Below are 24,797 nucleotides of genomic sequence, written 5' to 3'. Positions count from 1 at the left end.
GTCAGAACCTCACGAGATGGCGGCGGGCGGCCCCGCGACCGCGCTTCGCCATGCGCTGCGCCCGCACCTCGGCGCGGTACCGGCTGCGCAGCTGCATCAGGTCGCGGATCGGCGTGCGGGTGAGCTCGCGGTTGTTGATGCGGTAAGACTGCTGGTCGATGCTGGCGCGCCCCTCGATCACCGCCTCGATGGCCTCGAGCACGCGCTCGGCATGCGACCGGCTGTCGAAGCCGGCAGCCGCGGCCGCCAGATCCTCGAGGATCCGGACCTGCCCCTCCTCGACCAGCTGCACGTCGGTGCCGTCCGTCGCCCGGACCTGGTACCAGTACGCACCCGGCACCCAGCCGGAAGTGGTCGCGGCATCGGCCGCGATGCGATGCTCCCCGCCCTCGCCCGTGCCGTCGACGTCGATCGAGGCCGGGCCGCGCAGCGCCAGCGACAGCGTCCAGCCGGGTGCCGGGTATTCGGGCACCGAGAGCACCGCCTCGAAGGTCAGCCCCGCGGAGATCTGGGAAGGAATGGACGCCACCGCCTCACCTTGTGCCTAGCTGCGGCGGCGCCTCTTGGGACGCCAGACCCGCTTTCCGGCAGTCTCGGGCACGGGCGGCGTTGCATCCTCTGGCGGGTTCCCCGTCTCGCTGCCCGCAGGCGGCACAGCGGCGGGTGCCTCGTTCTCGGTGTCTTCCTCTCCGGCGAGTCCTGCTGTCAGGCGCGCGAGGTTCGGGTTCACCAGCTTCAGCGCGGCATAGGCGTAGACCCGGCAGTCGAGCGCCTCGTTGCGGTCGCGGGTCTTGTGCCACTCCCGCACCGAGAAGCCCTTCACCTTGCGGGTGCGCAGCGCCTCGGCCGTGGCCTGGGCGAACCACTCCGGCGCGCGCGTGTCGGGCACATGGCAAAAGCCCGGGCCGGGGTCCGCGATGGCGAAGCGCTTGGCCACCACCAGCTTCGCCTCGTCGACACCCACCGGGAACAGCGGCACCGGCCGCGTGCGCCGCGACTTCTTGCGGCTTGGCGCCGAGACGATCGGCCGACCCCAGCCGCCCACGCCCTTGATGGCGAAGAGCCGGCGCGCCGTCTTGCCCCGGGCATAGTCATAGGCGGCCGAGGTCAGTCCCTCGCTGCCGCCGGTGTCGAGGCAGGCGCCGGAGATCCCGAGCTGCGCGCCGCTCTCGTGCTCCCAAGTCTCGGCTAGGACTGCGTCGAGCTCGGCCCAGACCTCCGGCCGGAGCGGGTCGCCCCAGAGCACCCGGTAGTCGATCGACCAGCTCTCCTCGCCCAGGCCCCAGCCGACGATCTCGACCTCGAGGCGATCCTGCTGCATGTCGATGCCGGCGGTGAGCATGGCCGCCCCGCGCGGCACCGGTGCCGCGAAGGCATGCGCCCGCTGCATCAGCGCGGCCCCGTCGACCTGGTCGCCCTCCTCCTCCCAGGTCTCGGCGAGCGACACGTTGACGAAGGTCTGCAGGTCCCCCTGCGCCTTCTTGTCGAGGAACGACTGCACGATGTCGCCGAGCTTGCGAAAGCAGCTGTAGAGCTCGTTGAGGTGGTAGGAGGCGTGGCCCCGGAACGGCTTCTCCGCTTTCCAGCCGGCGCCTGCGCGCTCGGCGCTCCGGATGGCCGCGATGCGCTGCGCATCGGTCCAGACGCTGCCGCAGTCCTCGCAGACATAGCCCGCGGTCTCGGGGCGGTGCTCGCCCGCCTCGTCCTTCGACCAGCTGACCTGCCCCCATTTGAGGTGCTGATGATGCCCGCAATCGGGACATGCCACGTGGAAGCGCCGGCGGTCCCCGGCCTCGAACGCATCCTCGATATGCGAGGCGCCCTTGAAGGTGGGCGTCGAGATCTCCATCAGCAACCGCTGGTCGCCGAAGGTCGCGGCCCGCTGCCACAGCAGCGACACCGGGTGACCCTCATGGGTGCGGTCGTAGCCGTCGGTCTCGTCGCAGACGATGAACGGCGCCGAGCGCCCGCGCATCGTCTTCGGCGAGCCCGACCAGGAGAACATCAGGAACCCGCCCGGGTAGGACTTCATGCGCTGGTTGTTCACCCCGTCGCGCCCGCGCGGCTTGGCGATCAGCTCCTGCAGCGCATCGTTGGCGTCGACCAGCGGGTTGAACTTGGTCTCGAGCCAGGTGTGCAGGTCGCCTTGGCTCGGCTGCATCATGATCTGGCTGACCGGGTTGTGCTCGATCCTGTAGGACTGGGCGCAGAGCGCCAGCAGCGTCTTGCCGACTTGGGCGCCCCACATCAGCGAGATCCGCGAGCAGGCCGGGTCGGCCGTCATGTCGAGCGGCTCCCGCTGGTAGGGCGCGTTGTCGAAGCGGATCGGCCCGGGCACCGCGTTGCCGATCGGGATATGCACCGCGCGCTCGGCGTATTCCGACGGGCTCAGCCGCGGCGGCGGGCGCAGGAACGCCCCGGCCCGGTGCGCCGCGCGCACCAGCGCCGCGCCGTTGGCGAAGGGCGCGAGATCCGTCACCCCCCCTCGCTCTCGTCCTCGTCCAGCTCGAGATCGTCCTCGTGGATGAGGGTCTCGTCGGCGAGCGCCGTCAGCGCCTGGTCGATCTCGTCGAGCAGCACCGCCTTGACCCGCGTCTCGTCGCTCTCGCCGATCAGCCGGCGCGCGGCGCGGCCGGGCACGACATTGCGCAGGCCGGCTCGCACCTCGCCGAAGGCCTTGGCGAGCGCGCGCTCGAACTGCTCGACCGGCACCACCAGATCCTTCGCCTTGGCGAGATCGAGCTCGACCGTCTCGGTCTCGGCCGCGAGCTTGCGCCGCTTCAGCTCCTCGGTAGAGGCGAGCCGCGTGTCGGCCATCTGGTGGCGGATGTCCTCGTCACGCCAGGTTCGCACCTCGGCCGAGTTGAACTTCCACTGCCGCCCACGCCCGCCGCGTTCGACCACCGGGCAGCCGCGCCGCACCCACTCGTCAAGGGTGGGCATGGCGACGCCGAGGTGCCGGGCCATCTCGGTGCGGTTCAGCACCTCGCCGCGCTGGATCCGGTTGCTCATGCGAGCCGCCCCCACCGGCCGATATAATAAAGACCCGCGTTTCCAGCGGGCTCGCACAAATGAATTTTGGCGAGTGCGCCTACCCTCATGGCGTCATCCCCTCGAAAGGACCCATTTTCCGGGGGGTTTGCAGCGCGGCGGGCAGCGCCTCGCGGTCGCACGCCGCGAGGAACGCATCGTAGGCAGCGCTGATCTCCGCCCGGGTCTGCTCGGTGTCCCGATGCGAGCGCGAGGGCAGCGCGCCCGCCCATGCCTCGCACAGCGCGGCCTCAGTCTCGGTAGCCACGGTGGTCCTCGGGATCGAGCACCCCGTAGTCACGGCCGCGAGCAGCATCGACGCGGCGACGAATGTCAGCCGCGCGGTCCCGGTCGATCTTTCGCGCTTCATCCTGAGCCCTTTCCCTGCCCTGCCGCGCGCCGCGCGCCCGCTCGAGGCGCAGCGCCCCAAGCACCGCCACGGCGCCGAGCACCACCGCGCCGATCCAGCTGCCGACGCGCGAGAAGATGCGCGGGATCATTCCTGCCCCGCGCGGATGGCGCGCCACGCCACGATACCGAGGCCCACGACCGCGAGGGCAGTGAAGGCCCACGACACGGCCGCATCGGGCAGCATCGGCGCCGCCTCGGTCACGACACGCTCGGCCGCCACCGCGATCGCCGCGACGCCAGTGCCTTCCGCAACCGCCTTCTTGGTGCGCTTGGGCTCGGGCTCGGAGGCAAACCGGGTCGCACGCTTGGGAAAGGGACGCCCCCAGGACCGAGGCCGCCCCGTGTCGATGTGCATGAAGCCCTTGTCGGGATAGTAGCCGAAGCCGGTGAACCCGACCGCGCGCGCCGCGGCCTCGAACTCGGCGGGATCATGGTTATCCATCCGGATATCGAAGGCTCGGCCTTTTAGGTGCTCCGAGAGCTTCGCGCCGCCTACGCGCCGGTTGTGGTCAGGGTCGCGGTAGGCGGAAGTGACAAGCATGGGGCGCCCGAGATGCGTCCGCAGCGCCTGCAGACGGTCCATGGCGTCAACGTCGAGCACCAGCGAGCCGTCGCCCTTCGACGCCATCTCGGCAGGCTTGAAGTTTTCCCACGGCCAAGACGCCGCCGACACCCGCGACCAGTGGGCGGCCTTCAACTTATCAGACATTGTCGTCTCCTTTCTCACGCGAACGCCACCGAGCCCGCAGCGCCAGCACAGCGCGCGAGAAGGCGGCACGGTCGGGGTACCAAGGCGCTTCGAGCAGCGACCAATGCACGCGCTCCTCGCGCGGGATCAGCAGCCACAGCAGCACCAGCAGGTGGTAGAGGCCGCGCAGGAACACGGCGGAAAAGGCGGCGTTGATCGCCGTGCCAGTGAGCGCGAACCATTCGGTCCACGCGCCCGGAGCAACCAGCCCCGTGGCGATCAGGGGTGCGAACTCCCAGTAGAGCGAGCGCGCCACGTAGGCCGCCACGATCAGGAACACGCCGGCCGACAGCCGGTAGGTCGCGCTCATGGCGCTACGCGCCCGATGGCCAGCCCAGAAGCCTCGCAGGATCATGCACGCCATGCCCACGCCCAGCGCCGCCAGGGCAGCTGCCAATGCCTCAATCAGTCCCAAGCTGCCGCTCCTGCTTCATCTGGTTGACGAGTTGATCGATGCGCTGGGCGCGGCGCTTGACGCCTTCCACGTCCTCGCGGCGCCCCGTGGCCAGCGCGACGCGCTCGGCTTCGGCAGCGGCCCGCTTCTGCGTTCCGATGAGACACGCCAGGAATTCACGGATCACGGCGCCCCTCCCGCTCGAGCATCCGGGTCAGGGCGTCGAGGGACGCGTTCGAGGCCTGAGCGAGCTCACGCGTCTCCCGCGAGTGCTCGCGCTGGTCCTGCAGCCGTCCCTCGTTCGAGGCGACATAGGCGGCCCACAGCTTCGCCACGGCATAGACCAGGGCGATGATCACCGCCCCGGGCAAGCCGTAGGTCTCTACGAAGGAAGTGGCGTCCACACCCGGCACCGCATGCGCCCCTGCTGCTGCATCGCGGGACGCCTACGGTCAGGCGACCCCTTGGGCAGCACCATGCCCAGCGCGCTGGGCGTGATCCTCTGGCGGTTCCCCCGTACGGAGGATCTCCCGCACCCGGTAGACCGACAGCCCGATGTACTCGGCAATCTCTGTCGCGCTCATGCGCTGGGCGGCGCGCAGGTACCGGATCGAGTGCTGACGCCAAGCGCGTTCGAGATAGCGCAGGTTCGATGTCTGAAGGATCTCGCCCCCGAAGTGCCGCACCAGGCGGCGCGCATCGGTCCACCCCAGCACCTCGACCAGCTGGTGATCGAGTGGCAGCCGCTTCGGAACGTAGAAGCAGACCCGCCAGCTGCGCCCGGTGGTGTCCCGCATGGCGCGGATCAGGCGGATGGTCTGGTCGCGGCCGATCACCTCGGCGATCTCCCCCGCCACCCCTTCCAGCGGGAGCGCAGGCGGCGGGGCAAAGGCGATGGCGGGCGCAGCGGCGCTGCTCGGATGGTTCATGTCTGTCCCTCATGGGCGCCGATCTGCGTCGGCTTTGTTTCCACCGGCTCTGTCTGCCGGCTTCTCGTTGCTCAGCCGCCCAGCGCGGCGATCTGGGCACGGTCCATGGTCTCGGCTCGGATGCGGCTGATGCTGATCCCGGGATCCAGCCGTTCCCGCACCCGGGCGATGGCGGCGCGCGTCTCAGGGTCGGCCTGGTCAACGCAGCCCAGCGCATGCAGGATGCTGGTATGGTCCCGGGCAAAGGCCTCCCCGAGCTCTGTGGTCGAGCGGCCCGTGACCTGCTTGGCGATCCAGATAGCGGCATGACGCGGGCGGACCGCGCTGGGCTTGCGGCTGTTCCCACGGATTGCGGCATCGGTGACACCCCACTCCGCAGCGCAGGCGGCGATGATGGCCGCCACGGGGTCGCGGCGCTGGGCAGCCATCGGGTTCGCCCGCTCGCCAAGGATGTTGGCCATGTAGCTCACGCTGCGCCCTCCTCGGGGTCATCCCGCATGCCGGCCCGCATCAGCGGGTTGGCGCGGCGCGCGGCGCGCAGGGCCTGCATCTCGCCACTGTCGGCGGCTACGGTCTCGGACCAGTGCCGGCGCGGGGTATCGGCGGCATCAAGGTCGAGTTCCTGGACGCTTCCCGCCATGGGGCGCTTGCCCACGGCACCGAAGCGCTTGGGTGTGAAGCCACGGCCCGCAAGGATCCGCGCGGCTTCCTCGGGGCTGCAGCGGCGTTTGCGGCGGGCACGCTCCTCGGCGGCGCGCTCTTCCTCGGCACGGCGGCGGCGAGCCAGCTCATCGGCAATCGGCTGCAGGCGGCGCTGCGCGAGCATGCGGATCTCGGCAGGCGACGGGCGGCGGGCGATGGTACGGTCGGCGTCATCGAAGCCGCCCTGCACCGCCCAGGCCGGGAGATCGCTCAGGGCGCGGGCGAAGCCGTCGAGTGTGCGGGCCATCTCGGCTTCGGAGCGCTCGGGCTGGTAGTGGAAGCCCAGCGTGGTGCGAGCACGGCGCTGGATCTCGGCCGCCTCAGCGCGCCCACGGGTCGCTCGGATCAGGTCCTCGGTCGATTTCACCCGCGGCGAGGCGATGGAGGTATTCGTCGTGGCGTTGGTCGAAAGTTCCGTCCCGGTCATGGCTGTGGCCTTTCTTGCGCTTGGGGGTGTCGGTCGGGCTGAGGGGTTCGGCAGCGAGGCGGCGGAGTTCGCCTGCAAAGCGCGCCATTGGCTTGTCGAAGAACTTGAAGCTGTTCGGAGGGCCGTCTGGCTTGCGCGCCATGGTCTCGGCGATGACGGCCAGCACTTGGTCGAGCGATATGCCGAGATCAGTCGACCAGCGCTTGGCGATGGCCATGTCGATCTCGGTGCCAATCTGGCGACCGCTCGGGCCGGTGATGCCTGAGACGGGATCGACGCCCATGGCCGCGAGCAGCTGCTCCCGGATGGAGGCAACCGAGGTCGGCTCATCCGCCTGGTCGCGTGCGCTACCACCACCATGGTTAAAGGATGGTTCTAGGGTGGTTTGGGGTTCACCCTGAACCGGGTAGGGGGTTCCCTGTGAACCGGGTTCAGGCTCACCCTGATACCGGTCGCACGGTGAACCGGGTTCACCCTGACACCGGTCCCCTTGTGAACTGGGTTCGGGCTGAGCTTTTGTCGCCGGGGTCGACCGCCCTTCCCCGCCCGATTCCGGCTTTCTGAACTTGGTGCTCGGAGCCTCGACCTCAGGCAGGTCCGAGAGCGCGTCGAGATCGATGGCATACTCGACGGTCGCGCCATTCTCGCAGGCCCGACGTCCGCAGCGACCGATCAGGCCCTCGGTCTCGAAGTCGCGCATGATGCGCTTGACCGAGGAGAGGCTGAGCTCCGTCTCGGCCGCAATGGTGCCCTTAGACGCCCAAATGCCCGAGCCGTCGTCGGAGGCCTTGTCGGCGATGTAGACGAGCACGGCCTTGCGTGATGGCGAACCCGCCACGCGGCTATAGGCTAGTGCGGAGACCTTGTTGCTCATGACCGCGCCTCCAACGTGATGATGGTTTCTTCCCGCTCGCCCCAGAGCTTGCGCTTGCGCACGTCCGCAACCTGCTGGTCATCGGCGAAGGCGATGCGGTTCAGGCCGTCGAGGATGGCCTTTTCGATGTTGTCCAGGTCGGGCTTCTGCGTGTGCAGGGTACCCAGCGCGGCGGCACGACGCTTCTTCGACCAGGACTTGGCCGGGACGAACACGGCCTCGAGCGTCATGGTGACCGGCCCTTCGAGCGGCGTCCGGATCTTCTGGGCGGCAAGCTCGCGCACGGTCTGCTCGAACGACACGGTGGCACCGGGCGTGTAGGCATGGCGCGAGCGAGGGTCGAATTTGGGGCGCTGTTTGCCAAAGGGCTTGCCGGGGATGACGATGGTGATGCGGTCAGCCATGGTCACCGTCCTGCAGCTCCATGCGGACCTCACCGCCGCACACTATGCATGCGAGGGCCCTGCCCAGCGCGAGAGGCCAGAACGCCGCCTTCGCGAAAGCCGCAACGGCGCCGCAGCCCCGCGCCCGGTGGATTTCCTCGGCTGCGACCGCGCCGCCCGTCCAGATGAGGATTGCGAGCAACTCCATCACGACATGCCCAGCGCGGCTTTGTACATGTCGAACATCGCCTCTTCCTCGGCGATGTCGTCGGCGTCGCGCTTCCTGAGCGCGATCACCTTGCGCATGACCTTGGTGTCGTATCCGCGCCCCTTGGCCTCCGCCATCACCTCCTTGATCTGCTCGGCGAGCTCCTTCTTCTCCGCCTCAAGGTGCTCCACCCGCTCGATGAACTGGCGGAACTCTTCACCTGCGGCGTTCTCCGCCCTCTCCCGCACCGCCACGTCCTCGGGCGTTTCCTTCATGCGGGGCTGGGAGGCCTTGGGATTGAGCGCAGGCGGTAGCTCGGTCAGCAAGACAGTGCGCTTGCCGATCCGATCGGCCGCGCTGACAACGCCCAGCGCTTCCAGCGAAGCGATGAGCTCGGCCGCGCGATGCGGGCCGACGACACAGTGCAGGCGCACGTCCTTCGGCGTCACGCGCCCAGCACGGATGACATGGGCGGCAGCGCTCCGGATCATCGGATCGACGACAGCGGCGGCAACGATGTCTTCCTGTGAGGGGGCGATGGAGAGGTCAGTCATGGTTCCTCCGGGGATTGGACAGTAGGCCGGGCGAGCCCCGGCCGTGGCATTGGGATGCGGTTCAGTCAGCGCGGCTCTGTTCGAGATGTCGCGCGATGGCGGTGGGGGATGCCGAGAAGACGGACACAGGCCGGCCCCTCGGCTTCACAGAGGGAGGCGCTGCGCGAACCTTTGCCTTCGGCCGGAGCACGAGCTCCCGGGCAGCGACGTTCGAATACCCGCCCTGGACGACCAGGATCTGGATGTCGGCGCGCTGCTCGTCGGTCAGATTGTCGGCCCGTTCGTTCGGACCAAGCCGACCGGGGGTGAACTCGATGCCCGCCTGGGCAGCGCGGCGGGAGACGGTGTTGTCGCCCACGCCATAGCGGCGAGCCGTTTCAATCTGGGTCAGCCCGGCCTGCGCCGCTGCGCGAAGCTCGTCGTCACTGATCTTCTGGCGTTGCGGCATCAGCGGGATCCTTTCTGCATCTGCTCACGGCGGAGCGCGAGCGCATGAAGTTCGTCGGTGGTGAGGCGGTGACCGGTCCACGAGCAGCCAAATTCAAGGCCGTTCAGTTCGGCCAGCGACTGCGCGACCTCGATCTTCGCCGTGAGAGACGGGGCGTATCCGGCATGCCGAGAGGGCATTGCGGGGTCAGCGGCCGCACCGGCCACGGGGAACAATTTTGCGCACTCAGGAGTTGAATGAGCACTGCTAGCCTTGGGAGGTAGATCCGGCAGCAGCGCATGGTGCCCCAGATCGCGTGGACCCGACCTGAGGCGACGTTCCTCCGGCCTACCGTTAGCCGGGGGAACATCCTGCATAGCACCCTTACATATGGATGCCGTGGTACCGAAGCGCCCTAAGGCAGTTCCGATGGTCATTGGCCCGCCTCGATCCCGAGTGCCGCGAGCTTCTCTTGGTAGAACGCCGCGTCGCTGTCGGCCTTGGCACGTACGTCCAACGTCTCTTTCAGGGCCCGGCGAAGCACTTCGGGATCGTTGGAGTTCTCGGCGGCCGCCTGAGCAGTCACGGCTTCGGTTGCCTCGCGAAGCGTGGAGAGGTGGCAAACCTCCTGAGGGTCCAGCGCGCCTTGGTCCTGAAGTTCGCGATTGCGCATGCGAGTAAAGCAGTAGTTGCCGGTGGCATCCTCCAAGGCCCACACCCATGCGATCGGGACGGCTAGATCGCCACTTTTGATCTTGGTCAGAGTGCCCTGCGAGATCGGACCAACGCGGGCCTCAATATGCCCGGCAGCGGCGGCCTCCTTGCGGCAAGCGCCGAGCAACTCGCAGAACATATCGGTCAGCGTATCGCAGTAGATCTGCGCGTGAAGCGGCTTACGCATTGGAAACGAATTTTCCTTGGCTGAAGCCCTGCCTCGCGCCACCATCGCGGTATGAGGCAGACGCAACCCATTGATTTGACGGGAAGGCCCCTAACCGAGCAGGGCCAAACGGTTTACGACGAAAGTCCTAGTCGCAGGGCGCAGGGTGGCGCGGGCTGGGCGTATGAGTCATGCGGGAGGCTCAGGCTTGGGCGGTGGGCATTAGTATGCGACGCGGAAGGGTACGCGGGGCGTCTTGGGGGCGGGGCCGCCCGAGCTAGTAGCCGTAGGGCCGGAGGGGTTTTCGCGCATCATGGCGCGAACCTTCTCAATTGTGCTGGGACGGGCTTCTCCGCCTGCGCGAATGCGCGAAACGAAGCCCGGATCGCAGAGATAGCTCCTGCCGAAGGTAGACGGCTTCGTGCCGGTCCGACTCAGGTAGGCTTCGATCTCGTTTCTAAACTGCTGCATCATCATAATACCCATGATGTAGGTTTTATCCTACCTGCGCAAGAGGATTTAACCTATTTGCCCTCGGATGCTGCGTGTAGGAAATTACCTACATGGATACAGGTGACATGATCGCGCAGAGAATTGAGGCCCTGATCGCTGAGCGCGGTATGAACAACCGAGCGGTAGCGTTATCCGCAGGCATGAGCGCCACGGGTGTCCGCGACATCATCACCCGGAAGACTAAGAATCCGACCTTCGCTAATCTGCTGAAGATCGCAGAAGTGCTGGGTGTCTCGGTGCATGAGATTGTGGGCGAGGCCCCTACCCGCCGCACCATCGCCATCGCCGGCAGGGTCGGCGCTGGCGCACACGTCCCGGTCTTCGACGCCTACGGCAAGGAAGGCGACGGCCCTCAGGTCGAAGCGCCGCCTGGCCTGCCGCCATCCGGCATCGTCGCGGTGGAGGTCGAGGGTGACTCGATGGAGCCAGTGTACAGCGCGGGCGACCTGCTGTTCTACACGCGGGCTGTCGCCGACGGGGTGCCGACTGAAGCCATCGGCCGCCGCTGTGTCTGCGAGTGCGAGAGAGGGCTCGGCTGGGTCAAGCAGGTGAAGCTGGGCAGCGAGCCCGGCCTGTTCAACCTGATTTCGCTGAATCCGGGTGCCGAGAACCAGCACGATGTGAGGTTGAAATGGGCAGCGCCAGTGCGGCTGCACTGGCCTGCGGATCTAGCGAGGAAATCCTAATGCAAGACCCGCCCCGGATCGAAAGTCTGCCCGCTGAGGACGTGTTCAATGGAGCCCTTAAAGTTGTGGCCTGCATCAGCGAGGCACTCGAATTGACACCGACGCAGCGGCACTACGCTGCCCTTGCCCTCGAAGCTAATGCGGGCGAACTGGACTCAGATCCAACTTATGCTCGCTTGGCCCGAGCGGTGGCGCTGCAACTGCGCGAGGACGGGCAAGAAGGCCGAGCATGACTTGGCGTCCACCTCGCCCCTTTCGCTTGGCAACGCTTGCCGGTGTCTTCCTGCTATCCGCTATGCCGGTCATCGTAGGCCTCTCGCTGATCGAGGAATGGCGCTACGTGCCGGTGTTCCCGCTCGCTCTGATTGCGTTTGGCCCGCTGACGGTGCTGAGCCTGTTCGTGGCGCTGACGCCGGTGTTGGAGGGGTGGTGGTTAAGAAAGCGGCGGGGGCGGGGTGACGGTGAAGGCGGACACCGGGTTCGGGCCCCGGACCCCATATTCCGCCTAGGCCCCGCATCCTCGAACCATCGGCGCAGGGATATCACCCGCTGCGCTGACACGGGTGGTATAGCACAGAGAAGGTCCAGAGTATAGGTTTTTTCCTATAGCTGGATTGACGTAGGAATTAACCTACACTACAACTCTCCCTAATAGCCGCACCCCGCGGCCCACAGGGAGACCCGCTCCATGATCACCCCACGCACCACCCTCCGCCGCGCCGCGTTCCTCGTCGGGGACGCCGTGTCACTGCTGGCCTTGCGACTGAACGTCGGCCTGACGGTCGCCGGACTGATCGCAATGAGGCCTGCATGACCCATATCGCCGACATCCCTCGCGTGAGCACCGCGACCCACTGGGACAACGTGCGCGAACGGATCAACGACATCGTCGCTCCGGCACCCGGCACGCCGCGCCGCGCCCTCGACGCGTTCGGGGCGCTGACCACTACGGTCCTCGCCGGGGTGCTCTGGGTTCTCGGCGTGGCCGTGGTGGCCATGGCGATGCACCACCTCGCCACCTTCGGCCTTCCCTTCGGTGGGAGGAACGGGTGATGCCCCACGCCTTCGATGAACTCCCGGCGTTGGTCGAGCGCCTCGGGCAGATGGACGAGAGCGAGCGCGCCGATGCCATCTGGCAAGCCGTGCACGAGTCCGAGGCCGGTCATTGGACGGGCAAGCGCGGCCGTGTGATCGTCGAGCTGCACGGCATTGTCGTCTCGGCCGACACCGACGCCGAAGCCGCACGTGCCTGGTACCACAAGGCGCTGATCTCGAAGCGGGTGACCGAGTGCGGGAGGGCAGCGTGATGGCCAAGAACAAGCTGTCCGACCTGAACGACCACCTATTCGCCCAGATCGAGCGCCTCTCCGACGAGGACATGACCCCCGAGAAGCTCGCGGCGGAGGCTCAGCGCGCCGAAGCCATCGTCGGCCTCGCCGACCAGGTTGTGCGCATCGCCGACACCAGCCTGCGGGCCGCCACCCTCTTCGCCAAGCACGGCAAGGAGGTGCTGCCCATGCTGCCGAAGATCGGAGGGCCGTCCGAATGAGGAGGCAACCCATCAGCTACAGCGAGTACGAAGAGGTCTGGATCAAGGTCCGCTCTCACCTCCCGCGCCACGAGCTGCATCAGCTGTTCTGCGAAACGTTCCGCCGCGAGGACGTCAGCCAGGCCAACCTCACCGCGCTCTGCAAGCGGCGCGGCTGGCTGACCGGGCGCACGGGCCGGTTCGAGAAGGGCACCAAGCCAGTGAACAAGGGCAAGACGATGCCATTCAACCCGAACAGCGCGGCGACGCGCTTCAAGAAGGGCCAGCGCCCGCATACCTGGCGCGGCGCCGGTCACGAGGCGATCGACCCCAAGGAGGGCTACGTCTGGATGATCGTGGCCGAGACCAACCCGTATACGGGCGCGCCGACCCGTCGGGTGCTGAAGCACAAGTGGCTCTGGGAGAAGGCTCACGGCCCGATCCCCGAGGGTCATGCCCTGAAGTGCCTGGACGGCGACAAGACGAACTGCGCGCCGTCGAACTGGGAAGCCGTGCCCCGCGCCCTGCTGCCCCGCCTCAATGGCCGGTTCGGACGCGGTTACGACCAGGCGCCCGAGGAACTGAAGCTCACCATCCTGGCTGTCGCCAAGCTGGAGCATGCCGCGCGGCAGGCACGGAGGAAGCGGCGCGGCACGAAGAAGGAGACCGCAGCATGAACGCCCCGACCATGCGTGTGCCTATGCAACCCCTCTACGTCCGACCATCTCGAGTGCAGGAGTGCTTCGGGATCCACCGATCGACGCTTTACCGGTGGGTTGATGCCGAAGCCGAGCGCGCAAAGCTAGAGCGACGCGAGCCGAAGCTGCGTCTCTACAAGCGAGGCGCCGCAACCTTTGTAAGGACGTCTGAGCTGGAAGACTACATCACCTACTGCGAGCTGGCGGGATGACGCCCCTCCATGCAAAAATATTCAGTACGTGAATAGTTATTGAATATTCTTGACGTAAATTGACGCGCTGGGTACATGTGATGACAGATGATCGACAGAAGGCGAATCGGACTTGGATCGAGACAATGCACTTCACACCGCGCGCGAGCTTTTCGAACCAGCCTTATGGGCCCTGCTTAACGAGCTAGAGAAAGCGACCCTTGCCGACCTCGCCCGTGTCCAACACATGGACTTGGTAAATTCGAGAGCCATAGGCTCGGTTCTTAATGGTGCGCTTCCAGCTGCCGCGGCGGCGGTGGAGCTAGAAGATCGCGGGCTGGAAGTCAGTTACGTAAAAGATGGGCACTGCAACAAACTATCTGGCACGATCACTTTTGAGGGAGAAGAGCGGAACGTTAGCTTCGAACTTCACCTATCCGGTCCGAAAGGTGGGACATCCAAGTCCTCTCATCAGTATGCGAAATGCGACTTTCAAGTATGCGACATAGAAGAGCAGAGCTCTCTGTTCCCATATGACGTCGAAGCTCCGAAAGATCTGCTGTTTTTCGTTGCATGCCATCTAAGTGGAACTGGGGCATCCATCGCACGGGCGTTCATAAAGTTTGCGGACGGTATCGATCAACGAATGTTAGAAACTCATCGCCCGTTGACGGATGCAAGAATAGAGCGCGAAGCTACTACAAAAACCGACCAACGAGTGGGCGCGAAGTTGAAACTAAAAGAAAGCAAGAGGAAAGAAAAAGAGAATGGCAGCACGACCAATCAATGGAGAGATGCTGCTCCTGGCTCGAAATAGACGCCGTATTACTCAAACGGAACTGGCTCGTGAGACTGGAGTTGCACAAGCGGCAATTTCTCGGATCGAGAATGGAACTCGAGACGGGCTATCGCAAGAAGAAATTCAGTCGATAGCTCGCTTTCTTGAATTTCCTATTAGCTTCTTCTATGAGCAAGACCCTCTCTACAGAACACCAATGAGTCTTCACGGGGCGGCATTTCGAAAAAGATCATCCGTATCAGCGAAAGACCAGAACGTAGTTGTAGCCCTCGCAAACCTATACGTAATGCACTACAGGAGACTTTTGGAGGCGGTAGATATAGAGCCACAATATCCACTACTTCAGTTTGAAATAATTAATGACAAGTCGAGCGTCAGCGAGAATGCGAACGGTGTAACATCAGCAAGTGAAGCCGCTCGAAAAATTAGATCATCTTGGCAATTGGACAGTGCACCGATCTCAAATCTGATCCAGTTAGTTGAGGCGACTGGGGTGCTGGTCGCAGAAGGCGACTTTGAAAGCGCTGATGTAGATGGCGTGACACTACGACCACCAGGAATGAAGCCAGTTATACTTCTTAACAAGAATCGACCTGTAGACCGCAAAAGATTTAGCCTAGCTCACGAATATGGACATGTTGTCCTACACACTTTCCCGCACGAAGCAATGGAACATGAGGCAAATGAATTTGCCGGGGAGCTTCTTATGCCTCGCTCCAGCATTCTACCTGACCTCAAAAGAGAATTAAGCATTCCAAGGCTAGGTCAACTAAAGTACAAATGGCGAGTATCTATGTCTGCTCTGATATATAGAGCAAAGATTCTTGGGGCAATTTCCGACCAAACAGCCACAAAACTATACAAGAAGATGAGTGCATTTGGATACCGAAAGCAGGAGCCATTAGAGTTCGACATCCCCCCTGAGTACGGAAAATCAGCACCCCAGCTTGTTGAGTTGCATTTAAAAGACCTTGCGTACTCCATCGAGGAGATCGCGAACGCTGTTAGAATAACACCTGTTGAGTTTGCCAACATGCATGGCATTCCCGTATCGGACATCCAAGGAACGCCACGCACAAAGCCAAAACTGAAGCTTGTAGCAAATAGCGGTTAGTTGCCCCGAAGCGCCTGACGTCGCCCCTAACGGGCGGCGTCACATTCCTCAAGATTGGGCGCTACGCGGATGCCAGATTGCCCCGTGGCAAGTCGGCACTTACTGTACCGAAACCGGACAATAATCCGAATACTGCAACTACTGCTCCGCCTGCTATCCCGAGGCAACCCTTCACGACGAAGTTGGATGTCCCGATGGTTTCCTCGCTCACCATCTGAAGCTCATCAAAGAGATGCCGTCAGCCTTCTATCCTTGTCGCGCTCCTTTGCTAGACTGCTCTACCATCGAAGGCCGCTTGCCCTTTCTGAATGCCCTTAGATCGCATCACGGGAAATTGTCACACTTCATCGACTCTAGAAGCTCTTGGAATTTCGGATTTTTTGAAAGGGTATACCCATCTTCAATTGCCTTCGCTGATTTGAGCGCAATTTCCGCACAGGCCTTTGCGAGAATTTGGGAGGGGGAGGTCACTTCAACCTTATCTCCAGGGATAACTGTGTCGGCCGCCATCTCACCACTAGATTCTGTGGGGGATGCAAGCAGCACCTGCATACGCGCCTCCAGAGATCGAACCCTGTCGTCGAACTGGAATACTGCATATGCTCCACCGGATACGATTCCGAGAATTGTGAGCCCGCTTGCGATATTTCCTATCGTCATAGATTTTATAAACTCCTATCTGAATTTCGCGGTCCGATGGCCCGCTTGTCGCACATGATGAACCTTCTGATCGGATGCCATGCGACGCACAATTGGTGCAGTATCTGAGCCTTGGCTCATAGCATGGTGGGAAGATCCGACCCTGACCGCAGGGGAACCTATCAAGACCGGCGTGCAGGCCGTCCTCGAAACCTTCTAACCCAAACTCAGCGTAACGAACGGCCCATCCTGACTTCTGAGCCGCTCCGCCTTCGACATCGCCCACCACAAACTGCGTGGGGGGCCAGCTGGGGGACTGGCAGCTCCCAGCGCGAAAAGTCTAAGGATTTCAGGAGATATTGGTGCGGGTGAAGGGACTCGAACCCCCACGCCTTGCGGCGCCAGAACCTAAATCTGGTGCGTCTACCAGTTCCGCCACACCCGCATGTCTCTCATGGGGAGCGGAACGGCCCCCCGGAAATCTCGGCGCTGTCTAGCAAAGCCCGAAGCGGCGCGCCACGGGAAAAAATGCCGACTGCCGCAGCGGCCTCAAAGTCCCATTTCGCGCATCACGGCGGGCAGCATCTCGGGCAGGTCCTCGGCGATCAACCCCGGGCCGAAACGGCGCGCCGCCTCGACATGCAGCCACGCCGCCTCCTGCCCCGCGGCGAAACCGTCGCGGCCGCGTGCCATCAGCCCCGCCGCGATCCCGGCCAACACGTCGCCCGCCCCTGCGGTGGCAAGCCATGGCGCGGAGCGACCATGAACCGCGGCATTGATCACCGCGCGCCCATCGGGTGCCGCGATCACCGTATCCGGCCCCTTGAGCAGCACCGTGCAGCCCAACCGCCCCGCCGCCTCGCGCGCCGCATCGAGCCGCGAGTAGGCCGGGCCGCTTGCGACCGGCCCGCTCATGCGGTCGGCGATGTCAGACACCAGACGCGCGAATTCGCCATCATGCGGCGTGAGCAGGCATCCCTCATGCAGCGCAGCCCGCAAAGCCGCATCCCCAGCCACGAGCGTGAGCGCGTCGGCGTCGAGCACCGTTGACCGCTCCGCCGCAAGCGCCCGCCCCACCAGTTCGCCTTCGCGCATGCTGGTCCCGAGACCCGGGCCGAGCAGAAGCGCGTTCAGCCTGGAATCCTCCAGCAATTGCTCCAGCGCCTCCGCATTCCGCAGCGACCGCAGCATGATCGCGTCCAGCCGGGCCGCGTTTTCCTGCAGGGCCGCAGGCGGGCAGGCCAGCGTCACCAGCCCCGCACCGCTCCTGAGCGCGGCCCGAGCCGCCATGCGCGCCGCGCCGCCGCGCCCAACCCCGCCGGACAGCACCAGGGCGTGGCCGTGACCGTATTTGTGACCTGCGCGCTTGCCGAACCGCTCAGGTCTGCGGGTAAGCCTGACGCTCCCGCCCTCCTCCGGGAGGCCGATGCCGCGAATATCCAGCATGCCGCAACGGGTCGGGCCTTCGGCAAGAATATGGCCGCGCTTCGGTGTATGAAAGCTCACCGTGAGATCGGCGTCGAAGCATCGCTCGCCGATCACGCGCCCGCTGTCGGAACACAGGCCGGATGGCAGGTCGATCGCCAGCACTCGCTGCGCCCCGGCCTTCAGCACCCGGTCGAACTCGGGGCCGAGCGGCCGCGCAAGCCCGATGCCGAACAGCGCGTCGACCACGAGGTCGGCTCCCTCGACCGACTCTCCTGCCCGGTCCCACTCCTCGATGGCCCCCATTTCCGACCAAAGCCGCGCCTGCCCGGCGGCATCCGCATGGCGTGTCGGGGCCAGCGCGTGAAGCCGGACCGTCCAGCCGCGCATGGCCAACTGCCTTGCCACCGCATAGCCGTCACCGCCATTGCCGCCCGGCCCGCACAGCACGCAGACGCGCCCTCCGGATGAGAGCTGCGGCCAATGCTCGAACAGCGCGGCAATCACGGCAGCCCCCGCCCGTTCCATGAGCACCGCGCCTGGTGTGCCGGCCGCGACGGCCCGCGCCTCTGCATCGCGCATTTCACTGGCAGTCAGAACCGCCATTCCGTCGGGACTGCTCACGGAACGAGCGGTTTCCGGGATGTCGGCCGGGCAAGAATTTTCAAACTGCATCGAATACACCCATTATGCACAAATTTTAAGCACAGATCTGGAATTTCGGCATTGGCTCCATTCCGGGCCGGGAGCGGCGATTGAGGTGGCCGGGGCGTCATGGTTTCACCCCTGAGAACGCGGATGCAAGGGAGTCGCGCGACATGAAGAAGATCGAGGCGATCATCAAGCCGTTCAAGCTCGACGAGGTGAAGGAGGCGCTTCAGGAGGCCGGCGTGCAGGGCCTCTCCGTTGTCGAGGTGAAAGGCTTTGGACGCCAGAAGGGCCATACCGAGCTTTATCGCGGCGCCGAATACGTCGTCGATTTTCTGCCCAAGGTGAAGATCGAGGTGGTTCTGCCCGACGATCAGGTCGAGCGCGCGATCGCGGCCATCGTCGATGCCGCGAAGACCGACAAGATCGGCGACGGCAAGATCTTTGTTTCGCCCGTCGAACAGGCGATCCGCATCCGCACCGGAGAATTCGGCGACGACGCGATCTGAGCCGCGCGCCGCGGGGGGCAACCCCTTTTCACGAACACGAGATAAACAAGGAAAGCATTGAGATGGACAGCTCCAAGCTTCTGAAGATGATGAAGGACGAGGAGGTCGAATACGTCGACATCCGTTTCACCGACCCCAAGGGCAAGCTGCAGCACGTCACGGTGGTCGCCGACCTCGTCGACGAGGACTTCCTCGAGGAAGGCTTCATGTTCGACGGCTCCTCGATCGCCGGCTGGAAGTCGATCGACCAGTCCGACATGAAGCTGATGCCCGCCAATGACAGCGCCTATATCGACCCGTTCTACGCCGAGAAGACGCTGTGCCTCCACTGCACCGTGGTCGAGCCCGACACCGGCGAGCCCTATGACCGCGACCCGCGCGGCACCGCGTTGAAGGCCGAAGCCTACCTGAAGTCGAGCGGCATCGGCGACACCGCCTATATGGGCCCCGAGGCCGAGTTCTTCATCTTCGACGACGTCCGCTTCGCCGTGACCTCGAACAAGGTCTCCTTCTCGGTCGACGCGATCGACGGCGCCTGGAACACCGACACCGAGTACGAGGTCGGCAACACCGGCCACCGTCCGGGCGTCAAGGGCGGCTACTTCCCGGTCAACCCGATCGACGACGCGCAGGACATGCGCGGCGAGATGCTCTCGACCATGAAGCGCATGGGCATGAAGGTCGACAAGCACCACCACGAGGTGGCGTCGTGCCAGCACGAGCTGGGGCTGATCTTCGGCACGCTGACGCACCAGGCCGACGAGATCCAGAAGTACAAATACGTGATCCACAACGTGGCCCAGGCCTACGGCAAGTCGGCGACCTTCATGCCGAAGCCGATCTCGGGCGACAACGGCTCGGGCATGCACGTCAACATGTCGATCTGGAAGGACGGCAAGCCGCTTTTCGCCGGCGACAAGTATGCCGATCTCAGCCAGGAAGCGCTCTACTTCATCGGCGGCATCCTGAAGCACGCCAAGGCGCTCAACGCGATCACCAACCCCACCACCAACAGCTACAAGCGCCTGATCCCGGGCTTCGAAGCCCCGGTGCTGCGCGCCTACTCGGCTCGCAACCGCTCGGGCTGCGTCCGGATCCCGTGGTCGGAAAGCCCGAAGGCCAAGCGCGTCGAGGCCCGTTTCCCCGACCCGGCCGCGAACCCCTACCTCGCCTTCTCGGCGCTGCTGATGGCCGGCCTCGACGGCATCAAGAACAAGATCGATCCGGGCCCGTCCTCGGACAAGGACCTCTACGACCTGCCGCCCGAAGAGCTGGCGCAAATCCCGACGGTCTGTGGTTCGCTGCGCGAGGCGCTCGAGGCGCTGGAAGCCGATCACGAGTTCCTGCTTGCCGGTGACGTGTTCACCCGCGACCAGCTCGAAGGTTACATGGCGCTCAAGTGGGAAGAGGTCTACGCCTACGAGCACACGCCGCACCCGGTCGAGTACAAGCTCTACTACAGCTGCTGATCGTTTCAACCGCCATTTCAAGACCATGCGGGGCGCCAATCGGCGCCCCGTTTGCGTTGCGATCGCGCCGGGTCGAGCGACAAGGCGGCTCGTAATGCCACGTATCGGGGCCGAATTGCGGCGGTGAGAGGGCAGTTCCAGCGTCGCGATCTTGCTAATTCCCCGGTTCGCGCTCAGCGGGAACACAATTCCTAAACATGGATGAAAGGAACCACTCACGCGGCCCACGTGCCGACTCATCTTGGAGACCGGTCCATGCCAGACCCGATCACCAGTACCGTTGCCCAGCTTCTGTTCCGCGCCGCTCCCGAACTCGACTTCCCCAACCTGGTCGACGACCTGCGCACGGCGCTCAACGACGGTCCTGCCCGCGATTGCGGGCTGAACTGGGATCACGAGGACGTCGCTGTCTTCGACCTCGACAATGCCCGCATCATCCTCGCCTACACCCAGATGCTTCCCGGCCGGTACGCCGCCTGCCTGTCGATCGGCGTCGGTGCCGCCGAAAGCGGTGATTGCCAGGTCGGCATCGCGAGCCATCAAGGCACGATCACCCGGCTGCTCGCCGACCGGATCAACGCGCGCTTCATGTCCGACCGGATGCTGTGGAAGACCAGCCCCCGCGCGGCCAGCGTCGAGATGATCGACGCGATGATCGACGAGTTGCCCGGTCTCGACCCAGCCCGGCCCGGGCTGCATGCCACCGAGCACGAGATCGACCGGATGCTGGCCCGCTTCGATGCCGAGACCGCGGAGCAGGTCTCGGAACTGGCGCCCGAAGTGCCGGAAACACGCCCGCTGCGACCGCGCCGGCCCGAGCGCCCGAGCTACCGCACCGAGCGGCCGAAGCTGCGCACCACGGCCGAGCGGGTACGGCCGGCCAACGACATGCCGGCGGCCGCGCATCCCATGGTCGAGGAGATGCAGCGCATCCGCGAGGCGCTGGAGCCCACCAAGGACGAGGCACTGGCCGAGCGTCGGCCGCGCAGCATTCTCGGGCTGTCCCTGCCGGGACTGCGCAAGCGCTCCAACAGCGCCGCGGTAGCGGGGGTGATCCTGACACTGGGCGCGCATGGCGCGGCGCTGGGCCCGGTGATCCCCGGAATCTGACTCTTCGCAGTTGGGGGCGCGCGGACAGTGCCGCCGGGTCATCCGGCGACCTTGTGCGCCCGTCCCCATGCCCCTATGACCCCGGCGTACCCTTCCCCGATCGAAGAGAGCGCCGATGATCCCCCGCTATTCCCGCCCCGAGATGACCGCCATCTGGGAACCCGCCACCAAGTTCCGCATCTGGTACGAGATCGAGGCCCATGCGGGCGACGCGATGGCGGATCTGGGCGTGATCCCGCGCGAGAATGCCGACGCCGTGTGGAAGGCGAAGGATGTCGAGTTCGACGTCGCGCGCATCGACGAGATCGAGGCCGTCACAAAGCACGACGTCATCGCCTTCCTGACCCATCTCGCCGAGCATGTGGGCTCGGACCAGGCCCGCTTCGTGCATCAGGGCATGACCTCGTCGGACGTGCTCGACACCACTTTCAACGTACAGCTCACCCGTGCCGCCGACCTGCTGATCGCCGACATGGAGCGCGTTCTGGCCGCGCTCAAGGCGCGCGCGATCGAGCACAAGGACACGGTCCGTATCGGTCGTTCCCACGGCATCCATGCCGAGCCGACCACCATGGGGCTGACCTTCGCGCGCTTCTACGCCGAGATGGATCGCGGCCTCGCGCGCCTCAGGAACGCCCGTGACGAGATCGCCACCGGCGCCATTTCAGGCGCGGTGGGCACCTTCGCCAATGTCGATCCGCGCGTCGAGGAGCATGTCTGCGCCAAGATGGGTCTCAAGCCCGAACCGATTTCCACCCAGGTGATCCCGCGCGATCGCCATGCCATGTTCTTTGCCACGCTGGGCGTGATCGCCTCGTCGATGGAGAACATCGCCACCGAGATCCGCCACATGCAGCGGACGGAAGTCCTCGAAGCGGAGGAGTTCTTCTCCAAGGGCCAGAAGGGGTCCTCGGCCATGCCGCACAAGCGCAACCCGGTGCTGACCGAGAACCTGACCGGCCTCGCCCGTCTGGTGCGCATGTCGGTGGTGCCAGCAATGGAGAACGTCACGCTCTGGCACGAGCGCGACATCTCGCACTCCTCGGTCGAGCGGGCGATCGGCCCCGACACCACGGTGACGCTCGACTTTGCTCTGAACCGCCTCGCGGGCGTGATCGAAAAGCTGGTGATCTACCCGCGGCACATGCTCGACAACATGAATAAGTTCCGCGGTCTGGTGATGAGCCAGCGGGTCCTGCTGGCGCTGACGCAGGCGGGCGTGAGCCGCGAGGACGCCTACCGTCTGGTGCAGCGCAACGCGATGCGGGTCTGGGAACAGGGCGCCGATTTCAAGACCGAACTTCTGGCCGACCCCGAAGTGACGGCGGCGCTGACACGTGAACAGATCGAGGAGAAGTTCGACCTCGGCTATCACACCAAGCATGTCGACACGATCTTCGCGCGCGTGTTCGGCTAAAGCCTCATGCGGCGGGCTTCGGCCCGCCGCCTTCTTCAGATCAGGCCGAAGCCCGAGGCCAGTGTCGCGGCCTGCGTGGCCGTCGAGGCGCCGAGCTTCGTCCGGGCATTCTTCAGGCGCTGCTTGATCGCCCCCTCGGTCACGCCCAGCGCATGGGCGATCTGCTTGAGCCGGTAGCCGTTCTTGACCATCCGCAGCACCTCGATCTCGGCTTGCGTCAGGTTGGTCGGCGGTGCCGCCCTCTCATGCAGGGTCAGCAACATGCCGTGCAGCACGCCCAGTTCGCGATCGCTGAACTCGCGGTCCTCGCGCAAGAAGATGCCGTAGGAGCGCAGCCCGCTCTCCTCGTCCGAGACCGACGCGACCGCGCCGTGACGCAGCCCCAGCCGCCAGGCCTTCGCGAAGATGCCGAGCGGGTCGTCGAGCGCGCTCCAGCGCGCGATCCCCTCGTTGGCATAGGCCCAACGGATCGCCGGATCGTCGAGCAGGAACCGCTCGGATGTATAGAGGTCAATCCAGGGCTGAGGCAAATTGTTATATTCTTCGAGCGGGAACGCGAAGCCGATCCGCAAGGCAAGGTAGTGACCAACCGGCGCCAAGCGACCGAGCAGCTCGCTATCGATCGAGACGCTCATTTAATGGACCCGTTCCAGCTGCATGGTCGCGATCGGTCCGCTCATCGTGCCAAGTTCGATCTTCAGTCCTCCCCAGGACGAGCCTCCCGGACAAGACCTCGGAAACGCGACTTCAGACTGCATAAACGAACTTGCCCAATACATACAGTATCGGTCGGGAATTGCTTCACCTCAAGTGGATTACACTACGGATCTGAACACTTCGATAGCGCCGTGGCCTATTTCGCCTGAAATGGCGACATCGTCGAGAACCTTCGGGACATCATGGCTCGGGGCCATCCTTGGAACGAACTGAGAACCACCTGTTTACCCAGATCTTCTATGACGTTCGAACCGACCGCATCAGGAGACAGCATCCGTGTCAGCCCCCCAGCCCATAGATCCTGCCGGGGCTCGCCCGGTCGGCGGCAGCCGCAACCTGAGTCATCGTCGCAAGGCCGCGATGGTGGTGCAACTGGCGATCGCCGAGGGGCGCAAGCTCGATCTGGCCGCCTTGCCGGAGGAGGTGCAGATCAGCCTGACCCGCGAACTGGGTGCCCTGCGCCTCGTCGATCGTACGACGCTGGCCGCCGTGGCGGCGGAATTCTCCGACCGCATCGAAGGGCTGGGCCTCGCTGCACCACGCGGCATGGACGGGGTTCTGGCCGCGCTCGACGGACGGATCAGCCCGGCGACGGCGGCGCGGTTGCGGGCCGAGACCGAACCGCCTTCTAGCGACGATTCATGGGCGCGACTGACGGCGCTGCCCTGCCCCGATCTGGTACCGCTGATGACCAGCGAATGCGCAGAGATCGCGGCGGTCACCCTGTCGAAGTTGCCGGTCGCCAAGGCTGCGGAACTGCTTGGGCTGCTGCCGGGGGAACGGGCCCGGCGGATCACCCATGCGATGTCGCAGACTTCGACCATCACACCTGATGCAGTCGAGCGGATCGGCGCGGCCCTAGCGGCGGAGCATTGCCGCCCGGCGCACCATGCCTTCGCAGATCCGGCACCCGACAGGCTGGGCGAAATCCTCAATTCCAGCGGCAGCGCCACACGCGACAACGTGCTGGACGGTCTCGAGGCCGATGATCCCGATTTCGCGCGCGATGTACGCCGGTCCATCTTCACCTTCGGCGACATTCCCGATCGGCTCGCGGCTGCGGACGCACCGGCCATATTGCGCCGGATCGAACAACCGGTGCTGATCACCGCTCTCGCGGCGGCACTGGCCCAGGGCGGCGGTTTCGCCACCGCCGCCGCGCATCTGCTCGACAACATCTCGCAACGCATGGCCCAAGGGCTGCGAGACGAGATCGCCGAACGCGGCGAGATTCGCCTGATCGAGGCCGAGGCGGCGATGAGCGAGATCACCGGCGCCATACGCGCCGCCGCCGATGCCGGCGAAATCACGCTCGTCTCGCCGGAACCCGACGACACCATGGGCTAGTGCCTCGCGGGGCGCATCTT

General features: G+C 65.0%; 36 protein-coding genes and 1 tRNA gene. 15 read left to right on the top strand and 22 right to left on the bottom strand.

All coding sequences use genetic code 11. The features are described 5' to 3' along the window. Position 1: 1 nt before the first annotated feature. The 18 genes from ACRAQ3_RS06435 to ACRAQ3_RS06350 all read right to left on the bottom strand — a co-directional run bounded on the left by ACRAQ3_RS06435 (position 2) and on the right by ACRAQ3_RS06350 (position 9,988). Positions 2-529 (bottom strand): hypothetical protein, encoded by a 528-nt coding sequence (locus ACRAQ3_RS06435; protein WP_432256066.1) that lies wholly within the window; start codon positions 527-529, stop codon positions 2-4. A gap of 15 nt (positions 530-544) precedes the next feature. Further along, positions 545-2,479 (bottom strand): phage terminase large subunit family protein, encoded by a 1,935-nt coding sequence (locus ACRAQ3_RS06430; RefSeq protein ID WP_432256065.1) that lies wholly within the window; start codon positions 2,477-2,479, stop codon positions 545-547. Then, positions 2,476-3,012 (bottom strand): terminase small subunit, encoded by a 537-nt coding sequence (locus tag ACRAQ3_RS06425; protein ID WP_432256064.1) that lies wholly within the window; start codon positions 3,010-3,012, stop codon positions 2,476-2,478. The genes ACRAQ3_RS06430 and ACRAQ3_RS06425 overlap by 4 nt, the downstream gene beginning before the upstream one ends. 85 nt (positions 3,013-3,097) lie before the next feature. Then, the gene (locus ACRAQ3_RS06420; RefSeq protein ID WP_432256063.1) at positions 3,098-3,298 is read right to left on the bottom strand and encodes a hypothetical protein; all 201 of its coding nucleotides are present in this window, start codon (positions 3,296-3,298) and stop codon (positions 3,098-3,100) included. Then, on the bottom strand, positions 3,282-3,530 hold the full coding sequence (locus tag ACRAQ3_RS06415) for a hypothetical protein (RefSeq protein ID WP_432256062.1): 249 nt from the start codon (positions 3,528-3,530) through the stop codon (positions 3,282-3,284). Before ACRAQ3_RS06415 ends, ACRAQ3_RS06420 begins: the two co-directional genes overlap by 17 nt. Beyond that, positions 3,527-4,150, bottom strand: coding sequence for a YcbK family protein (locus ACRAQ3_RS06410; RefSeq protein ID WP_432256061.1), 624 nt, complete (start codon positions 4,148-4,150; stop codon positions 3,527-3,529). Before ACRAQ3_RS06410 ends, ACRAQ3_RS06415 begins: the two co-directional genes overlap by 4 nt. Next, positions 4,143-4,604: a hypothetical protein gene (locus tag ACRAQ3_RS06405; protein WP_432256060.1), complete on the bottom strand. Its 462-nt coding sequence runs from the start codon at positions 4,602-4,604 to the stop codon at positions 4,143-4,145. Before ACRAQ3_RS06405 ends, ACRAQ3_RS06410 begins: the two co-directional genes overlap by 8 nt. Next, entirely contained in the window at positions 4,591-4,770 is a 180-nt protein-coding gene (locus tag ACRAQ3_RS06400) for a hypothetical protein (protein ID WP_432256059.1), read from the bottom strand. The genes ACRAQ3_RS06405 and ACRAQ3_RS06400 overlap by 14 nt, the downstream gene beginning before the upstream one ends. Beyond that, on the bottom strand, positions 4,760-4,987 hold the full coding sequence (locus ACRAQ3_RS06395) for a hypothetical protein (protein WP_432256058.1): 228 nt from the start codon (positions 4,985-4,987) through the stop codon (positions 4,760-4,762). Before ACRAQ3_RS06395 ends, ACRAQ3_RS06400 begins: the two co-directional genes overlap by 11 nt. Positions 4,988-5,035: 48 nt before the next feature. After that, entirely contained in the window at positions 5,036-5,512 is a 477-nt protein-coding gene (locus ACRAQ3_RS06390) for a hypothetical protein (RefSeq protein WP_432256057.1), read from the bottom strand. A 71-nt stretch (positions 5,513-5,583) separates the two neighbouring features. Beyond that, the gene (locus ACRAQ3_RS06385; RefSeq protein WP_432256264.1) at positions 5,584-5,973 is read right to left on the bottom strand and encodes a helix-turn-helix domain-containing protein; all 390 of its coding nucleotides are present in this window, start codon (positions 5,971-5,973) and stop codon (positions 5,584-5,586) included. Between the two features lie 5 nt (positions 5,974-5,978). Then, positions 5,979-6,581 (bottom strand): hypothetical protein, encoded by a 603-nt coding sequence (locus tag ACRAQ3_RS06380; RefSeq protein ID WP_432256056.1) that lies wholly within the window; start codon positions 6,579-6,581, stop codon positions 5,979-5,981. Continuing rightward, the gene (locus ACRAQ3_RS06375) at positions 6,535-7,515 is read right to left on the bottom strand and encodes a hypothetical protein (protein WP_432256055.1); all 981 of its coding nucleotides are present in this window, start codon (positions 7,513-7,515) and stop codon (positions 6,535-6,537) included. The genes ACRAQ3_RS06380 and ACRAQ3_RS06375 overlap by 47 nt, the downstream gene beginning before the upstream one ends. Beyond that, positions 7,512-7,919 carry a RusA family crossover junction endodeoxyribonuclease gene (locus ACRAQ3_RS06370; RefSeq protein ID WP_432256054.1) on the bottom strand — a complete coding sequence of 136 codons (408 nt, stop codon included), beginning with the start codon at positions 7,917-7,919 and terminating at the stop codon, positions 7,512-7,514. The genes ACRAQ3_RS06375 and ACRAQ3_RS06370 overlap by 4 nt, the downstream gene beginning before the upstream one ends. Before the next feature lie 186 nt (positions 7,920-8,105). Continuing rightward, positions 8,106-8,381 (bottom strand): DUF2312 domain-containing protein, encoded by a 276-nt coding sequence (locus ACRAQ3_RS06365; RefSeq protein ID WP_432256263.1) that lies wholly within the window; start codon positions 8,379-8,381, stop codon positions 8,106-8,108. 340 nt (positions 8,382-8,721) lie between these two features. After that, complete coding sequence (locus ACRAQ3_RS06360; RefSeq protein WP_432256053.1) at positions 8,722-9,108, bottom strand: hypothetical protein; 387 nt, start codon at positions 9,106-9,108, stop codon at positions 8,722-8,724. After that, positions 9,108-9,323 (bottom strand): hypothetical protein, encoded by a 216-nt coding sequence (locus ACRAQ3_RS06355; RefSeq protein ID WP_432256052.1) that lies wholly within the window; start codon positions 9,321-9,323, stop codon positions 9,108-9,110. The genes ACRAQ3_RS06360 and ACRAQ3_RS06355 overlap by 1 nt, the downstream gene beginning before the upstream one ends. A gap of 197 nt (positions 9,324-9,520) precedes the next feature. After that, entirely contained in the window at positions 9,521-9,988 is a 468-nt protein-coding gene (locus ACRAQ3_RS06350) for a hypothetical protein (protein ID WP_432256051.1), read from the bottom strand. Positions 9,989-10,530: 542 nt separating this feature from the next. On the opposite strand from ACRAQ3_RS06350, the gene ACRAQ3_RS06345 reads away from it, so the two are divergent. From ACRAQ3_RS06345 to ACRAQ3_RS06300, 10 genes are all read left to right on the top strand, one after another. Beyond that, complete coding sequence (locus ACRAQ3_RS06345) at positions 10,531-11,166, top strand: XRE family transcriptional regulator (protein ID WP_432256050.1); 636 nt, start codon at positions 10,531-10,533, stop codon at positions 11,164-11,166. Then, positions 11,166-11,399: a hypothetical protein gene (locus tag ACRAQ3_RS06340; protein WP_432256049.1), complete on the top strand. Its 234-nt coding sequence runs from the start codon at positions 11,166-11,168 to the stop codon at positions 11,397-11,399. The genes ACRAQ3_RS06345 and ACRAQ3_RS06340 overlap by 1 nt, the downstream gene beginning before the upstream one ends. Before the next feature lie 455 nt (positions 11,400-11,854). Further along, a complete protein-coding gene (locus ACRAQ3_RS06335; RefSeq protein ID WP_432256048.1) occupies positions 11,855-11,980 on the top strand; it encodes a hypothetical protein in 126 nt (41 codons plus the stop codon). After that, complete coding sequence (locus tag ACRAQ3_RS06330; protein WP_432256047.1) at positions 11,977-12,219, top strand: hypothetical protein; 243 nt, start codon at positions 11,977-11,979, stop codon at positions 12,217-12,219. Before ACRAQ3_RS06335 ends, ACRAQ3_RS06330 begins: the two co-directional genes overlap by 4 nt. Then, positions 12,219-12,473 (top strand): hypothetical protein, encoded by a 255-nt coding sequence (locus ACRAQ3_RS06325; RefSeq protein WP_432256046.1) that lies wholly within the window; start codon positions 12,219-12,221, stop codon positions 12,471-12,473. Before ACRAQ3_RS06330 ends, ACRAQ3_RS06325 begins: the two co-directional genes overlap by 1 nt. Then, positions 12,473-12,715 carry a hypothetical protein gene (locus ACRAQ3_RS06320; RefSeq protein ID WP_432256045.1) on the top strand — a complete coding sequence of 81 codons (243 nt, stop codon included), beginning with the start codon at positions 12,473-12,475 and terminating at the stop codon, positions 12,713-12,715. The genes ACRAQ3_RS06325 and ACRAQ3_RS06320 overlap by 1 nt, the downstream gene beginning before the upstream one ends. Beyond that, positions 12,712-13,371: an HNH endonuclease signature motif containing protein gene (locus tag ACRAQ3_RS06315; protein ID WP_432256044.1), complete on the top strand. Its 660-nt coding sequence runs from the start codon at positions 12,712-12,714 to the stop codon at positions 13,369-13,371. Before ACRAQ3_RS06320 ends, ACRAQ3_RS06315 begins: the two co-directional genes overlap by 4 nt. Next, positions 13,368-13,604 (top strand): hypothetical protein, encoded by a 237-nt coding sequence (locus ACRAQ3_RS06310; RefSeq protein ID WP_432256043.1) that lies wholly within the window; start codon positions 13,368-13,370, stop codon positions 13,602-13,604. The genes ACRAQ3_RS06315 and ACRAQ3_RS06310 overlap by 4 nt, the downstream gene beginning before the upstream one ends. A gap of 112 nt (positions 13,605-13,716) precedes the next feature. Then, positions 13,717-14,400, top strand: coding sequence for a hypothetical protein (locus ACRAQ3_RS06305; protein WP_432256042.1), 684 nt, complete (start codon positions 13,717-13,719; stop codon positions 14,398-14,400). Further along, positions 14,351-15,496, top strand: a complete 1,146-nt coding sequence (locus ACRAQ3_RS06300) for an XRE family transcriptional regulator (protein ID WP_432256041.1) — start codon at positions 14,351-14,353, stop codon at positions 15,494-15,496. Before ACRAQ3_RS06305 ends, ACRAQ3_RS06300 begins: the two co-directional genes overlap by 50 nt. A 324-nt stretch (positions 15,497-15,820) precedes the next feature. Here ACRAQ3_RS06300 and ACRAQ3_RS06295 read toward each other — a convergent pair whose 3' ends face one another. The 3 genes from ACRAQ3_RS06295 to ACRAQ3_RS06285 form a co-directional block, all read right to left on the bottom strand. Next, complete coding sequence (locus ACRAQ3_RS06295; protein ID WP_432256040.1) at positions 15,821-16,048, bottom strand: hypothetical protein; 228 nt, start codon at positions 16,046-16,048, stop codon at positions 15,821-15,823. A gap of 447 nt (positions 16,049-16,495) precedes the next feature. Continuing rightward, positions 16,496-16,580: transfer RNA gene (locus ACRAQ3_RS06290), tRNA-Leu, on the bottom strand. A gap of 104 nt (positions 16,581-16,684) precedes the next feature. Beyond that, positions 16,685-18,166, bottom strand: coding sequence for an NAD(P)H-hydrate dehydratase (locus ACRAQ3_RS06285; RefSeq protein WP_432256039.1), 1,482 nt, complete (start codon positions 18,164-18,166; stop codon positions 16,685-16,687). Positions 18,167-18,378: 212 nt separating this feature from the next. Here ACRAQ3_RS06285 and ACRAQ3_RS06280 point away from each other — a divergent pair, with 212 nt between their 5' ends. From ACRAQ3_RS06280 to purB, 4 genes are all read left to right on the top strand, one after another. Continuing rightward, positions 18,379-18,717 carry a P-II family nitrogen regulator gene (locus tag ACRAQ3_RS06280; protein WP_021693083.1) on the top strand — a complete coding sequence of 113 codons (339 nt, stop codon included), beginning with the start codon at positions 18,379-18,381 and terminating at the stop codon, positions 18,715-18,717. Between the two features lie 62 nt (positions 18,718-18,779). Beyond that, positions 18,780-20,186, top strand: a complete 1,407-nt coding sequence (gene glnA / locus ACRAQ3_RS06275) for a type I glutamate--ammonia ligase (RefSeq protein WP_085897459.1) — start codon at positions 18,780-18,782, stop codon at positions 20,184-20,186. A gap of 255 nt (positions 20,187-20,441) precedes the next feature. Beyond that, positions 20,442-21,296, top strand: coding sequence for a hypothetical protein (locus ACRAQ3_RS06270; protein ID WP_269398104.1), 855 nt, complete (start codon positions 20,442-20,444; stop codon positions 21,294-21,296). Positions 21,297-21,411: 115 nt separating this feature from the next. Next, positions 21,412-22,713, top strand: a complete 1,302-nt coding sequence (purB, locus tag ACRAQ3_RS06265) for an adenylosuccinate lyase (RefSeq protein WP_432256038.1) — start codon at positions 21,412-21,414, stop codon at positions 22,711-22,713. Between the two features lie 35 nt (positions 22,714-22,748). Here the strand turns inward: purB and ACRAQ3_RS06260 are convergent, their stop codons facing one another. After that, positions 22,749-23,348: a helix-turn-helix transcriptional regulator gene (locus ACRAQ3_RS06260; protein WP_085897462.1), complete on the bottom strand. Its 600-nt coding sequence runs from the start codon at positions 23,346-23,348 to the stop codon at positions 22,749-22,751. 358 nt (positions 23,349-23,706) lie between these two features. On the opposite strand from ACRAQ3_RS06260, the gene ACRAQ3_RS06255 reads away from it, so the two are divergent. Beyond that, positions 23,707-24,777 carry a FliG C-terminal domain-containing protein gene (locus tag ACRAQ3_RS06255; protein WP_432256037.1) on the top strand — a complete coding sequence of 357 codons (1,071 nt, stop codon included), beginning with the start codon at positions 23,707-23,709 and terminating at the stop codon, positions 24,775-24,777. Positions 24,778-24,797: the final 20 nt, after the last annotated feature.

Source organism: Limimaricola sp. AA108-03 (assembly GCF_050847355.1).
Lineage (GTDB): Bacteria > Pseudomonadota > Alphaproteobacteria > Rhodobacterales > Rhodobacteraceae > Limimaricola.
Note: the sequence above shows the minus strand (reverse complement) of the source record. Positions and strands in the feature narration are given on the sequence as shown.

Coding starts and splice junctions, on each gene's coding strand:
- ACRAQ3_RS06260 (WP_085897462.1), bottom strand. CDS start 23,348: ATGAGCGTCTCGATCGATAGCGAGCTGCTCGGTCGCTTGGCGCCGGTT.
- ACRAQ3_RS06360 (WP_432256053.1), bottom strand. CDS start 9,108: ATGCCGCAACGCCAGAAGATCAGTGACGACGAGCTTCGCGCAGCGGCG.
- ACRAQ3_RS06320 (WP_432256045.1), top strand. CDS start 12,473: ATGGCCAAGAACAAGCTGTCCGACCTGAACGACCACCTATTCGCCCAG.
- ACRAQ3_RS06390 (WP_432256057.1), bottom strand. CDS start 5,512: ATGAACCATCCGAGCAGCGCCGCTGCGCCCGCCATCGCCTTTGCCCCG.
- ACRAQ3_RS06280 (WP_021693083.1), top strand. CDS start 18,379: ATGAAGAAGATCGAGGCGATCATCAAGCCGTTCAAGCTCGACGAGGTG.
- ACRAQ3_RS06345 (WP_432256050.1), top strand. CDS start 10,531: ATGGATACAGGTGACATGATCGCGCAGAGAATTGAGGCCCTGATCGCT.
- ACRAQ3_RS06365 (WP_432256263.1), bottom strand. CDS start 8,381: ATGAAGGAAACGCCCGAGGACGTGGCGGTGCGGGAGAGGGCGGAGAAC.
- ACRAQ3_RS06425 (WP_432256064.1), bottom strand. CDS start 3,012: ATGAGCAACCGGATCCAGCGCGGCGAGGTGCTGAACCGCACCGAGATG.
- ACRAQ3_RS06370 (WP_432256054.1), bottom strand. CDS start 7,919: ATGGCTGACCGCATCACCATCGTCATCCCCGGCAAGCCCTTTGGCAAA.
- ACRAQ3_RS06295 (WP_432256040.1), bottom strand. CDS start 16,048: ATGCAGGTGCTGCTTGCATCCCCCACAGAATCTAGTGGTGAGATGGCG.
- ACRAQ3_RS06270 (WP_269398104.1), top strand. CDS start 20,442: ATGCCAGACCCGATCACCAGTACCGTTGCCCAGCTTCTGTTCCGCGCC.
- ACRAQ3_RS06375 (WP_432256055.1), bottom strand. CDS start 7,515: ATGAGCAACAAGGTCTCCGCACTAGCCTATAGCCGCGTGGCGGGTTCG.
- ACRAQ3_RS06350 (WP_432256051.1), bottom strand. CDS start 9,988: ATGCGTAAGCCGCTTCACGCGCAGATCTACTGCGATACGCTGACCGAT.
- ACRAQ3_RS06340 (WP_432256049.1), top strand. CDS start 11,166: ATGCAAGACCCGCCCCGGATCGAAAGTCTGCCCGCTGAGGACGTGTTC.
- ACRAQ3_RS06310 (WP_432256043.1), top strand. CDS start 13,368: ATGAACGCCCCGACCATGCGTGTGCCTATGCAACCCCTCTACGTCCGA.
- ACRAQ3_RS06330 (WP_432256047.1), top strand. CDS start 11,977: ATGACCCATATCGCCGACATCCCTCGCGTGAGCACCGCGACCCACTGG.
- ACRAQ3_RS06410 (WP_432256061.1), bottom strand. CDS start 4,150: ATGTCTGATAAGTTGAAGGCCGCCCACTGGTCGCGGGTGTCGGCGGCG.
- ACRAQ3_RS06325 (WP_432256046.1), top strand. CDS start 12,219: ATGCCCCACGCCTTCGATGAACTCCCGGCGTTGGTCGAGCGCCTCGGG.
- ACRAQ3_RS06335 (WP_432256048.1), top strand. CDS start 11,855: ATGATCACCCCACGCACCACCCTCCGCCGCGCCGCGTTCCTCGTCGGG.
- purB (WP_432256038.1), top strand. CDS start 21,412: ATGATCCCCCGCTATTCCCGCCCCGAGATGACCGCCATCTGGGAACCC.
- ACRAQ3_RS06285 (WP_432256039.1), bottom strand. CDS start 18,166: ATGGCGGTTCTGACTGCCAGTGAAATGCGCGATGCAGAGGCGCGGGCC.
- ACRAQ3_RS06315 (WP_432256044.1), top strand. CDS start 12,712: ATGAGGAGGCAACCCATCAGCTACAGCGAGTACGAAGAGGTCTGGATC.
- ACRAQ3_RS06385 (WP_432256264.1), bottom strand. CDS start 5,973: ATGGCCAACATCCTTGGCGAGCGGGCGAACCCGATGGCTGCCCAGCGC.
- glnA (WP_085897459.1), top strand. CDS start 18,780: ATGGACAGCTCCAAGCTTCTGAAGATGATGAAGGACGAGGAGGTCGAA.
- ACRAQ3_RS06300 (WP_432256041.1), top strand. CDS start 14,351: ATGGCAGCACGACCAATCAATGGAGAGATGCTGCTCCTGGCTCGAAAT.
- ACRAQ3_RS06415 (WP_432256062.1), bottom strand. CDS start 3,530: ATGATCCCGCGCATCTTCTCGCGCGTCGGCAGCTGGATCGGCGCGGTG.